The organism is Peribacillus sp. P4_D6, assembly GCF_056401795.1.
This window is the reverse complement of sequence record NZ_JBFUIQ010000115.1, coordinates 1-12,208: the sequence shown is the minus strand read 5'-3', so window position 1 is coordinate 12,208 and position 12,208 is coordinate 1. Positions and strand designations below refer to the sequence as shown.

The window sequence follows — 12,208 nt, the reverse complement described above, 5'->3', positions numbered from 1 at the left end:
GGAAGGAGAAGAAATCATGTTTCGAAATGTAGCGGAATTAGTAGAATTAGCTGAATCAAAGCAGAAAAAAATTTCAACGCTGATGATCGAGCAGGAAATGGAAGTAACGGGAAAAAGCCGTGAAGAAATCATCCGCCAGATGGGAGTCAACCTGGATGTAATGGAACAGGCAGTTGAAAAAGGACTTCAAGGTGTACGGTCCGTTTCCGGCCTGACGGGAGGGGATGCAGTCCTTCTTCAGAATTACATTAAATCCGGAAACTCCTTATCCGGTGAACTGCTGTTGGATGCGGTAAGCAAAGCCGTGGCAACAAACGAAGTGAACGCAGCCATGGGGACGATTTGTGCGACACCCACTGCCGGATCTGCTGGTGTTGTGCCTGGTGCGCTTTTCGCTTTGCAAAATAAATTAAAACCGAATCGGGAACAGAAAATAGAGTTCCTATTTACAGCAGGGGCGTTTGGTTTTGTAGTAGCGAATAATGCTTCGATTTCTGGAGCCGCAGGGGGCTGTCAGGCGGAGGTCGGTTCTGCTTCGGGTATGGCAGCGGCAGCCATCGTTGAAATGGCAGGAGGGACACCGGCACAAAGTGCAGAAGCGATGGCAATCACATTAAAGAACATGCTTGGTCTTGTGTGTGATCCTGTTGCTGGGCTTGTGGAGGTGCCTTGTGTGAAGCGTAATGCCATGGGTGCAGCCAATGCCATGGTTGCAGCAGATATGGCTTTAGCGGGTATCACAAGCCGCATACCATGTGATGAAGTAATTGATGCGATGTATAAAATCGGGCAAACGATGCCATCTGCTCTTAKGGAAACTGCACAAGGAGGTTTAGCGGCTACACCGACTGGGCGGGAGTTGGAAGCGAAAATCTTTGGCTTACCGCTAAATAAGAAGTGAACTCGACTTTACGCGAACCCATTACCGCAGTAAAAGGCATTGGGGCCGAAACGGCAGCAGCTTTGGGGGAAATGGAGATCCATACCGTCGCGGATCTCCTTGAGCACCTCCCATATCGCTATGAAGATTACCGGTTGAGGGATTTAGAAACGGTCGAGCATGATGAACGGGTTACTGTAGAAGGCAAAGTTCATACGGTACCTATGTTAGGGTACTTCGGAAAGAAAAAATCCAGGCTCACGATTAAAGTTTTGACTGGAAGATATTTAATAAATGTCATTTTTTTTAACCAGCCTTATCTGAAGCCGAAGCTTGCGATAGGCGAAACCGTAACGGTAACGGGAAAGTGGGATCGTCATCGTCAAACCATTACAGGCTCGGAATGCCATGTTGGTGACCGGAGCCGGGAGAAAGAGTTCGAACCGGTGTACTCAGTGAAGGGCAGCATTACCGTCAAAGGGCTCCGCCGCTTCATCTCCAATGCATTTTCTGAATATGGGACAATGATAGAAGAAAATCTGCCCCCGCAATTATTGGCGGCATACAAACTGATGCCGCGTAATGATGCTCTTCGTACCATGCATTTCCCTCAATCGGCCAATGAGATGAAGAAGGCCCGACGCCGTTTTGTGTATGAAGAATTTTTATTGTTTCAACTTAAAATGCAGGCACTTCGTAAAGTACAGCGGGAGCAGTCAAAAGGAATAGGCCAGGAGTTTGACATGGAGCGGCTGGAAGCCTTTGTTGAAACCCTCCCTTTTCCTTTGACGAACGCTCAGAATAGGGTCGTCGAGGAAATAATGAATGACATGAAGTCTCCCTACAGGATGAACCGTCTGCTTCAAGGGGATGTCGGGTCTGGGAAAACGGTGGTTGCCGCCATATGCCTGAAGGCGACGATTACAGCAGGTTTCCAAGGTGCACTTATGGTCCCGACGGAAATCTTGGCTGAGCAGCATACACAATCGCTGAAAGCCATGTTGGAACCTAGTGGAGTAAAGGTCGCATTGTTGACAAGTTCGGTAAAAGGCAAAAAGCGCAAGGAATTATTGCAAATGCTGGAATCCGGGGAGCTGGATCTTTTGATAGGAACTCATGCATTGATTCAAGATGAAGTGAATTTCCGGAACTTAGGTCTTGTCATAACGGATGAACAACATCGTTTCGGAGTGGAGCAGCGCCGCATCCTTCGTGAAAAAGGTACCAATCCAGATGTACTTTTCATGACGGCTACACCAATTCCGCGAACTCTCGCAATTACAGTGTTTGGGGAAATGGACGTCTCGACGATCGATGAAATGCCTGCCGGGCGTAAAGCGATAGAGACCTATTGGGCGAAACACCAAATGCTTGATCGGATCTTATCCTTTGTCGAAAAGGAACTAAAGAAAGGGAGACAGGCTTACGTCATCTGTCCATTGATTGAGGAGTCGGAGAAACTCGATTCTTTACAGAATGTTCTTGATGTTCATGCAATGCTGACACAATACTTTGCGAACAGGTACAAAGTGGGTCTTATGCATGGACGGCTGCCTGCGGATGAAAAGGAAGAAGTGATGCAGCAGTTCAGTGCCAATGAAGCGCAAATCCTTGTTTCCACGACGGTCGTCGAGGTTGGGGTGAATGTTCCAAATGCAACGGTAATGGTCATTTATGATGCGGAGCGCTTTGGACTTTCACAGTTGCACCAGCTGCGCGGAAGGGTTGGGCGGGGGAGCGATCAGTCCTTTTGCATCCTGCTGGCTGATCCGAAAACGGAAGTCGGCAAAGAGCGGATGAAAATCATGACTGAGACAAACGATGGTTTTGCCCTTTCCGAAAAAGATTTGGAACTCCGTGGACCTGGGGACTTCTTCGGTAAAAAACAAAGCGGCCTTCCCGAATTCAAGGTAGCCGACATGGTCCATGATTACAGGACCCTTGAAGTGGCAAGGATGGATGCAGCAAAATTGATTGCCTCCCAAAGCTTTTGGCATTCCCCGGAGTATGCACCTTTGCGAGACTATTTAGAGGGAACGGGAGTATTTACAGGAGAAAAGCTGGACTGAACTGAATAAAAAACCAATAGCAGATTGTGAGATTTTACGCAATATCTTGCAATCTGTTTTTAAAATATATATACTACTATTAGTACCTAGTCATAATACTACGGATGGTGACCTTCAAATGCGAAGAAATAAGAAGGAACGCCAGCAATTATTAATCGAAACGATTAAACAGAATCCTTTTGTAACGGATGAGGAGCTGGCTGAAAAATATTCGGTGAGCGTCCAGACCATTAGGCTTGACCGTCTTGAATTATCGATACCGGAACTGCGTGAACGGATTAAAAGCGTGGCCGAGAAAAAATTCAGTGACGAAATCAGGGCATTGCCTTTGGATGAAATCATCGGGGAAGTAATTGATCTTAATTTAGATGATAATGCAATTTCGATTTTGGATATAAATAAAGAGCATGTCTTTAAGCGGAATGGAATCGCAAGGGGACATCACCTTTTTGCCCAAGCAAACTCATTGGCTGTGGCAGTCATAAATGATGAATTGGCATTAACTGCGAAAGCATCCATTTTATTCACTCGTTCTGTAAAGGAAAATGAAAGAGTGGTAGCTAAAGCGAGGGTTAAAAACGTGGACCACACCAACGATCGTTCCGTGGTGGAGGTTAGAAGCTACGTAGGTAATGAACTGGTTTTTAAAGGCGAGTTCGAAATGTATCGCTCTTAACTTGCTAGTAAAGGATGAAAAAAATGAAGATAACGATAGATGCAATGGGTGGCGATAATGCTCCCAAGGCACAGGTTTTGGGAGCGATGAAAGCTGTCGAGGCTTTTTCCGATGTGGAAATTACCTTGATAGGCAATGAATCCGAGATTAACCAATACTTAGCGAAGCATGGCCGAATAAGGGTTATACATACTGATGAAAAAATATTAAGTACCGATGAACCTGTTCGTGCGGTTCGCCGCAAGAAAAGCGCTTCGATGGTATTGGCTGCACAGCAAGTGGCTGACGGAGAAGCGGACGCATGCATTTCTTCAGGCAATACGGGGGCGCTGATGGCTGCAGGTTTGTTTGTGGTCGGAAGGATAGAAGGCATTGAACGTCCGGCATTGGCTCCCACCCTTCCGACGATCGATGGCAAGGGTTTTGTATTACTGGATGTAGGCGCGAACTCCGATGCGAAACCGGAGCATCTCCTTCAATTCGCCATAATGGGGTCTGTTTATGCCCAAAAAGTGCGGGGAATCGAAAAGCCCCGTGTCGGATTACTTAATATCGGAACAGAAGAAAAAAAAGGGAATGAACTGACTAAGCATGCCTTTACATTACTGCAGCAATCATCGGAGATATCCTTTATAGGTAACGTAGAGGCAAGGGACCTCCTAAACGGGCCGGCGGACGTTGTTGTGACGGACGGCTTCACGGGAAATATGGTGTTAAAGACTCTTGAAGGTACTGCTATGGGCGTATTCAAAATGGTGAAAGCTGCCTTGATGAGCAACCTCAAAAGTAAGTTGGCTGCAGCAATGGTAAAGCCCGAACTAAAAGTCATAAAAAATAAAATGGATTACTCGGAGTATGGCGGTGCTGGCCTCTTCGGTTTGAAGGCACCTGTCATTAAGGCGCATGGTTCTTCAGATTCGAATGCGGTCTATAATGCTATACGCCAGACTCGCGATATGGTTGGAAATGACGTCATATCGACAATTGCGGAGACAATAGAAAAACAATAATAAATCATAGAGGCAGGGGAGTAACAGATGGGTAAAATTGCTTTTGTCTTTCCAGGACAAGGATCACAATCAATAGGAATGGGGCATGGCTTATTTAAGGAAAAAGAGCGTGCTCAGCAAATTTTTCGATCAGCAGATGAAAAACTTGATTTTCCGCTTACGGAATTGATCTTTAATGGCACACAACAAGAATTAACGGTGACTTATAATGCACAGCCAGCCTTATTGACTACGAGTTATGCTTTTGTCAAGGAGTTGGAAGAAGCGGGAATCAAACCCGATTATACTGCCGGGCACAGTTTAGGTGAATATACGGCATTAGTGGCATCTGGTGCAATTTCTTTCGAAGATGCCGTATATACAGTGCGTAAACGCGGTGAATTCATGGAAGCTGCGGTACCGAATGGTCAAGGCTCAATGGCTGCGATTTTGGGAATGGACCGTGAAGCTCTATCTGAAGTCACTTCTGAAATTACGGCCACAGGTGAATCCGTTCAATTGGCCAATATTAATTGTCCAGGGCAAATCGTCATTTCAGGCACCTCCGAAGGGGTTAAACTTGCAAGTGCAAAAGCCAAGGAAAATGGGGCTAAACGGGCTCTTCCTCTTGAAGTGAGTGGACCGTTCCATTCTGAATTAATGAAACCGGCAGCAGAAAAGTTACAGGGTGTCCTTGATGAAGTAAGCTTCAAACAGGCAGAAATTCCTGTCATTTCAAACGTAACGGCTAAGCCCATTACAGCACCTGCCGAAATAAAAGAAAAATTAATCGAACAGCTGTATTCACCGGTCCTTTGGGAGGACAGTGTGAAAAATCTACTTGAATTGGGCGTGGATACGTTCATCGAGGTTGGCCCAGGGAAAGTGTTGGGCGGATTGATAAAGAAAATTGATCGTTCCGTTCAAATTCATTCGGTATCCGATATAGACACTCTAACTAAAACAATTGAAACATTGAAGGGGGTACAAGCATGATCCTCGAAGGTAAAAAAGCGCTTGTAACGGGAGCATCACGAGGTATTGGCAGGGAAGTTGCATTGGAACTTGCCCGACAGGGAGCAGACGTTGCCATTAACTATTCCGGCAGTGAAGCTAAAGCGAATGAAGTGGTTGATGAAATCAAGGCATTGGGCCGAAAAGCATTCGCCATCCAATGCGATGTTGCAAATAGTGAATCGGTGACAAGCATGATCAAAGAGGTCGTCGAACAATTTGAAAGAGTGGATATCCTGGTTAATAATGCCGGCATCACACGTGATAACCTATTGATGCGCATGAAAGAAGATGAATGGGATTCTGTGATCAATACGAATCTTAAAGGCGTGTTCCTATGCACCAAAGCTGTCACAAGGCAAATGATGAAGCAGCGCAGCGGCAGGATCATCAATATGGCATCGATCGTCGGCGTCAGCGGAAATGCAGGGCAGGCTAATTATGTAGCGGCTAAAGCTGGTGTCATCGGTTTGACTAAAACGACGGCAAAGGAACTTGCATCAAGAGGCATTACGGTCAATGCGATTGCCCCAGGTTTCATCTCAACGGATATGACTGGGGAATTGCCTGAAGACGTCCAAAAAGCCATGCTGGACCAAATTCCGCTTGCACGTTTCGGTGACCCTAAAGATATTGCTGCAGTGGCGTCTTTCCTTGCTTCCGATGCAAGCAAATATATGACTGGGCAAACTCTTCATGTAGATGGCGGCATGGTCATGTAAGTTTTCTTTGATTTTTTTCGAAATTAATTTATAATGTCTTGAGGGGAGGTGAACACATTGGCAGATGTATTAGAAAGAGTAACTAAAATCGTTGTAGATCGTTTGAACGTAGAAGAATCAGAGGTAAAACTTGAAGCTTCTTTCAAAGAAGATCTTGGTGCCGATTCCCTTGATGTAGTTGAACTAGTCATGGAATTCGAAGACGAGTTTGATATGGAAATTTCGGACGATGACGCTGAAAAAATCGCCACAGTAGGTGATGCTGTGAATTACATACAAAGCACTATGTAATGAATTGTCATTTGACTAAAAGCTCCGTTTTTTAACGGGGCTTTCTCTTATTGCTTAAAGAAGTTTGATTCAGCGGCAGATAACGGAATGAGCATGTTCACGGGTATGCTCCGCCTGCATGCAGTGTCTTTTGCCTTTAGTTTTCTTTAAGCGGATAATCATGTATGATGGTACATAGGAAAGCTTGACAGGAATTCCTGCCAGGTTTCTTTTTATGTATTGGAAAAATATGCTTTTTGAACCGTGGAGGGTTTTGTGTGATGCGTAGGAACGGAAATAATCGTAAACCATCAATCAAGGAAAATAAATTCAAACAGTTGCAAGAAAATCTGGGTTTTCATTTTAAAGATGAAAATTTATTGAAACAAGCTTTTACACATTCATCTTATGTGAATGAGCATCGCCGTAAGCCTTATGAAGATAATGAAAGGCTTGAATTCTTGGGGGACGCTGTACTTGAACTGACCATCTCTAAATACTTATATCAAAAATATCCGATGATGAGCGAAGGTGAACTTACCAAACTAAGGGCAGCCATTGTGTGTGAGCCTTCACTTGTTGCTTTTGCCAATAGCCTTTCTTACGGGGAATATGTATTACTCGGAAAAGGGGAAGAAATGACAGGTGGAAGGGAACGCCCTGCCATGCTTGCGGATGTATTCGAAGCCTATATTGGTGCTTTGTACCTTGATCAAGGATTAGAGCCAGTTGTGCAGTTTTTGACGAATGTCGTGTTTCCGAAGATAGACGAGGGTGCTTTTTCTCATGTGATGGATTATAAGAGCCAGCTTCAGGAGCTGATCCAGCGCGATGCAATCGGTGTCCTGCAATATAAGATCTTGCAGGAAAAAGGACCGGCCCATAATCGGGAGTTTGTTTCGACGGTCTCACTGAATGGGGAAGAACTTGGCTCTGGAATAGGAAAGTCCAAAAAAGAAGCGGAGCAGCATGCAGCCGAGCATGCATTGATCGTTTTAAAAGAAAAAAATCAACAAGATAGTTGAACAGTAGAGGGGGAAAGGTCATGTTCCTCAAACGTTTGGACGTTGTAGGATTTAAATCTTTCGCAGAGAAAATTTCGATAGATTTTGTACCTGGTGTCACGGCAGTGGTTGGACCAAACGGAAGCGGTAAAAGTAATGTGACCGACGCAGTCCGGTGGGTCCTTGGAGAGCAGTCTGCGAAATCACTGCGTGGAGCAAAAATGGAAGATATCATCTTTTCGGGAAGTGACACGAGGAAAGCGTTGAATTTTGCGGAAGTATCATTGACCCTTGATAACGAGACCAATTCCCTGCCGATCGACTTTCATGAAGTCAGTGTGACAAGACGTGTATATCGATCGGGAGAAAGTGAATTTTTCATTAATAATCAAGGTTGCCGTCTGAAAGACATCATAGACCTTTTCATGGATTCCGGTCTTGGGAGGGAAGCGTTTTCCATCATCAGCCAAGGGAAAGTAGAAGAAATCCTTAGCAGTAAGGCTGAAGAAAGACGAGTGATTTTTGAAGAAGCGGCCGGTGTCCTGAAGTATAAAACGAGAAAGCGAAAAGCGGAATCGAAGCTGACGGAAACACAGGATAATTTAAACCGTGTCCATGATATCCTCCATGAATTGGAGGGGCAGGTGGAGCCGTTAAAAATTCAGTCTTCCCTCGCCAAGGAATTTTTGGCGAAGAAAGACGAACTAGAGCAAATAGAAGTGGCTTTAACCGTTTATGAAATTGAAGAGCTTTATGAAAAATGGGAAAAACTATCACAGGAACTTGAAAAACATAATGAAATGGAACAGCAAATGGCAGGAAAGCTTCAGGACAGGGAAGCGCATCTCAAAAAGCTAAGGGATAGTCTTGCGACGCTTGAGACATCGATCAATGGCCTTCAGGAGATTCTCCTGAATGCCAGCGAAGAACTTGAAAAGCTTGAAGGCCGTAAAGAAGTTTTGAAAGAACGGAAAAAAAATGCCGCCCAAAACAAGTCACAGYTGGAAAAAGCGATTGTGGAAGGTGAGGCTGCTGTCGAGCGTTTGTCTTTGCAAAAGGAAAGGGAAACGGAAATCCTGCATGCACTGAACTTGGAAGTGAAAGGGATATCTGAAACCTTACATGAAAAACAAAAAAGCCTCGGCCTATTCAATAGTGATATCGAAGCGGTGATCGAAGCGAAAAAGAGTGACTATATCGAGTGGCTGAACAAGCAGGCCTCGGCCAAAAACGAAAAACAATACCTGCTTCAGCAGCTTGAGCAGCAGGAACATAAAAATTCAAAACTTGATATGGAAAATGAAAAGTTCTTAACTGAAAGAATGGATATCACTGCTAAAAAAATGGAATATTCACAGCTGATGGACAATATGACCAAGCAGCTTGAAGAGCATGTCACTTATTTCCGAAATCAGCAGAATAAATTGAATGCGGCAAAAGATACGTATCAAAAACAAGAAACCACCCTTTATAAGGCCTATCAATTCCTTCAACAGGCTAAATCGCGTAAGGAACTGCTTGAAGAAATGGAAGATGATTATGCAGGCTTCTTTCAGGGTGTAAAAGAGGTTTTGAAAGCGAAAGAGACCCTTCGAGGCATTGAAGGGGCAGTTGCGGAATTGATAAAGGTTCCAAAGGAGTATGAAACGGCCATTGAAACGGCTTTGGGCGGAGCGATGCAGCATGTTGTCGTGGAACGCGAAGAGCATGCACGGGAAGCCATTTCCTTCTTGAAGAAAAATAGGTACGGGCGTGCGACTTTCTTGCCTTTATCAGTCATAAAGGCAAGAGAGATATCAGCTAACCAATTATCGATGCTGAAGAGCCATTCAGCTTTTGTAGGGACTGGTTCCTCATTGATCCAATATGATGATAGGCATGCAGCGATTGCTGAAAACCTATTAGGAACAGTGATTATCACCACAGATTTAAAAGGGGCAAATGACCTGGCGAAAATGATGCAGCACCGTTTCCGCTTCGTAACACTTGAAGGGGATATCGTCAATCCAGGTGGTTCAATGACTGGTGGAGCCTTAAAGCAAAAAACGACCTCCCTGCTTTCAAGGAAAACGGAATTGGAGGAGCTCCAACAAAAACTTGCTGCCATGGAAGTCAAAACGAATCAGCTTGAAAAGCAAGTCAAACAGCTCAAAGTGGATGTGGGTGTTCAAGAGCAAACGCTTGAACAAACCAGAAAAACGGGAGAGAGACTTCGATTACAAGAACAAACCCTTAAAGGGGAACTCCGTGAAGTGGAGCTTCAGGAAAGAAATGTGAATGAACGGCTGCACCTTTATGATTTGGATAAAAATTCATATTTAGAAGAACAACAGCAAAAAACGGCAAGACTTGAAGAGCTGGAAGAACTTTTGGAATCATGTAAATCGGAAATTGATGGTCTGGACCGGTTGATTTCCGAAATGACCGAACAAAAGCAATCACAACAATCTTCAAAAGAGAGCCTTGCTGAAGAAACGAATGAACTGAGGGTAATGCTTGCTTCCAAGCGTGGCCAGCTGCAAAACCAAAAAGAGAAGATGGAACGCATTGAATCGGATCTTTCTAAGGAATCAAGCAGGCTTGCTGAAAACAAAGATGATTTAGGGCTCCTGACCAATGAAATGACAGACAGTTCAAGCGGGGAAGAGTCCCTGGAAGATATGGCTCAGCAGAAATTGCTCGATAAAAATGGAGCAATTGAAGGAATCACCATAAAAAAACAGGAAAAAAACGAGCTTCTAATGGAAGTTGAAACGCTCGAACTGTCCTTGAAAGAAGAAAATCGACTTTATAGAGGCATTGTCGAAGTGATGAAGGATGAAGAAGTGAAATTAACTCGTCTGGATGTCGAACTGGAAAATCGCCTCGACCACTTGCGAGAAGAATATACCCTTTCCTTTGAAGGTGCTAAAGAACAGTATCCATTGATGATGCCTGCCGACGAAGCTCAAAAAAGGGTGAAGCTCATCAAGCTTGCTATCGAGGAACTGGGGACGGTGAATTTAGGTGCAATTGATGAATACGCACGTGTAGCTGAACGCTATGAATTCCTTCTTAGTCAAAAGGAAGACCTTCAACAGGCGAAAGATACATTATTCCAAGTCATCGATGAAATGGATGATGAAATGAAACGCCGCTTTGCGGATACTTTCTATTCGATCCGTAAAGAATTCGAACAAGTCTTCAAAGCTTTATTTGGCGGAGGCAGGGCGGAGCTGAAACTGACGAATCCTGATGATTTGCTAAATACAGGGGTGGATATCATTGCACAGCCTCCCGGAAAAAAACTGCAAAATTTGAGCCTCTTATCCGGCGGAGAACGAGCATTGACAGCCATAGCCCTTTTATTCTCCATTCTAAAAGTGCGTCCTGTTCCTTTCTGTATCCTTGACGAAGTCGAGGCAGCGCTAGATGAGGCGAATGTCGTCCGGTTCAGCCAATTTTTAAGAAAGTTCAGCAGGGAAACGCAGTTCATCGTGATTACTCACCGCAAAGGAACGATGGAAGAGGCAGATGTCCTATATGGCATTACGATGCAGGAGTCAGGTGTCTCCAAACTTGTTTCCGTCCGGATGGAAGAATCAGAAAACTTTATGGAAGTTTAAAATTCATGAATTAGAGGAAGTGGGACAATGAGTTTTTTCAAAAAGTTAAAAGAGAAATTTACGACTCAGGAAGAAAAAGAAAAATCAGTTGAAGCAGAAGTATCCATTGGGGAAAAATTCAAACAAGGTTTGACAAAGACGAGGAATTCCTTTACTGGAAGGGTTAATGAACTTGTTGCCCGTTATCGGAAAGTGGATGAGGACTTCTTTGAAGAACTTGAAGAAATCCTGATACAGGCTGATGTAGGCTTTGATACTGTGATGGAACTGATTGATCAATTAAAAATGGAAGTCAAGCTTCGCAATATCTCTGATACGAGGGAAGTGCAGTCCGTTATTTCCGAAAAGCTTGTTGAAATCTACCAAGGTGATGATGAAGCGACGTCTAGCCTGAATATACAAGAAGAAGGTTTGACGGTCATTTTGTTTGTAGGGGTTAATGGGGTAGGTAAAACGACGACCATTGGTAAACTTGCCCACAAATTCAAAACAGAAGGAAAATCTGTCGTATTGGCTGCAGGGGATACCTTCCGTGCCGGTGCGATTGAACAGCTTGAGGTTTGGGGTGAGCGTGTCGGTGTCAGTGTAATCAAACAGGGTGAAGGCTCTGACCCAGCAGCTGTCATGTTCGATGCCATTCAGGCCGCTAAGGCACGAAAAGCGGATATCCTTATCTGTGACACTGCCGGTCGCTTGCAGAATAAAGTGAATTTAATGAAGGAATTGGAAAAGGTGAAACGTGTAATTGAACGTGAAGTACCAGGTGCACCACACGAGGTGCTGCTTGCCCTTGATGCTACAACTGGACAAAATGCCCTTATCCAGGCCAAGACATTCAAGGAAGCGACGAATGTTTCCGGTATTGTTTTAACAAAGCTTGATGGCACCGCAAAAGGTGGAATTGTTTTGGCGATTCGCAATGAATTGGCCATTCCCGTTAAATTTGTCGGGCTAGGTGAAAAAATGGATGATCTACAGG

At 44.4% G+C, this 12,208-nt stretch carries 10 protein-coding genes; all 10 read left to right on the top strand.

Going from position 1 to position 12,208, the window contains the following annotated elements; translation table 11 throughout:
- The first annotated feature begins 16 nt into the window (after positions 1–16).
- Positions 17–901, top strand: a complete 885-nt coding sequence (gene sdaAA / locus AC1DVB_RS21765; RefSeq protein ID WP_477590903.1) for an L-serine ammonia-lyase, iron-sulfur-dependent, subunit alpha — start codon at positions 17–19, stop codon at positions 899–901.
- On the top strand, positions 898–2,949 hold the full coding sequence (gene recG, locus AC1DVB_RS21760; RefSeq protein WP_477590901.1) for an ATP-dependent DNA helicase RecG: 2,052 nt from the start codon (positions 898–900) through the stop codon (positions 2,947–2,949). Before sdaAA ends, recG begins: the two co-directional genes overlap by 4 nt.
- 118 nt (positions 2,950–3,067) lie before the next feature.
- A complete protein-coding gene (fapR, locus tag AC1DVB_RS21755; protein ID WP_034313744.1) occupies positions 3,068–3,625 on the top strand; it encodes a transcription factor FapR in 558 nt (185 codons plus the stop codon).
- A 23-nt stretch (positions 3,626–3,648) separates the two neighbouring features.
- On the top strand, positions 3,649–4,635 hold the full coding sequence (gene plsX, locus AC1DVB_RS21750; RefSeq protein ID WP_454862193.1) for a phosphate acyltransferase PlsX: 987 nt from the start codon (positions 3,649–3,651) through the stop codon (positions 4,633–4,635).
- A gap of 27 nt (positions 4,636–4,662) precedes the next feature.
- Complete coding sequence (fabD, locus tag AC1DVB_RS21745) at positions 4,663–5,610, top strand: ACP S-malonyltransferase (RefSeq protein ID WP_328135787.1); 948 nt, start codon at positions 4,663–4,665, stop codon at positions 5,608–5,610.
- The gene (gene fabG / locus AC1DVB_RS21740) at positions 5,607–6,350 is read left to right on the top strand and encodes a 3-oxoacyl-[acyl-carrier-protein] reductase (RefSeq protein ID WP_034313733.1); all 744 of its coding nucleotides are present in this window, start codon (positions 5,607–5,609) and stop codon (positions 6,348–6,350) included. Before fabD ends, fabG begins: the two co-directional genes overlap by 4 nt.
- A 57-nt stretch (positions 6,351–6,407) precedes the next feature.
- The gene (locus tag AC1DVB_RS21735; protein WP_034313729.1) at positions 6,408–6,641 is read left to right on the top strand and encodes an acyl carrier protein; all 234 of its coding nucleotides are present in this window, start codon (positions 6,408–6,410) and stop codon (positions 6,639–6,641) included.
- A 260-nt stretch (positions 6,642–6,901) separates the two neighbouring features.
- On the top strand, positions 6,902–7,645 hold the full coding sequence (gene rnc / locus AC1DVB_RS21730; RefSeq protein ID WP_034313726.1) for a ribonuclease III: 744 nt from the start codon (positions 6,902–6,904) through the stop codon (positions 7,643–7,645).
- Positions 7,646–7,665: 20 nt separating this feature from the next.
- On the top strand, positions 7,666–11,229 hold the full coding sequence (gene smc, locus AC1DVB_RS21725) for a chromosome segregation protein SMC (protein WP_095678851.1): 3,564 nt from the start codon (positions 7,666–7,668) through the stop codon (positions 11,227–11,229).
- Positions 11,230–11,256: 27 nt separating this feature from the next.
- On the top strand, positions 11,257–12,208 hold a 952-nt coding region (ftsY, locus tag AC1DVB_RS21720; protein ID WP_477590898.1), incomplete at its 3' end, for a signal recognition particle-docking protein FtsY.

What these genes read in the sequence shown, in the direction of transcription:
- fapR (WP_034313744.1), top strand. Translation starts at nt 3,068, where the DNA reads ATGCGAAGAAATAAGAAGGAACGCCAGCAATTATTAATCGAAACGATT.
- plsX (WP_454862193.1), top strand. Translation starts at nt 3,649, where the DNA reads ATGAAGATAACGATAGATGCAATGGGTGGCGATAATGCTCCCAAGGCA.
- fabD (WP_328135787.1), top strand. Translation starts at nt 4,663, where the DNA reads ATGGGTAAAATTGCTTTTGTCTTTCCAGGACAAGGATCACAATCAATA.
- fabG (WP_034313733.1), top strand. Translation starts at nt 5,607, where the DNA reads ATGATCCTCGAAGGTAAAAAAGCGCTTGTAACGGGAGCATCACGAGGT.
- rnc (WP_034313726.1), top strand. Translation starts at nt 6,902, where the DNA reads ATGCGTAGGAACGGAAATAATCGTAAACCATCAATCAAGGAAAATAAA.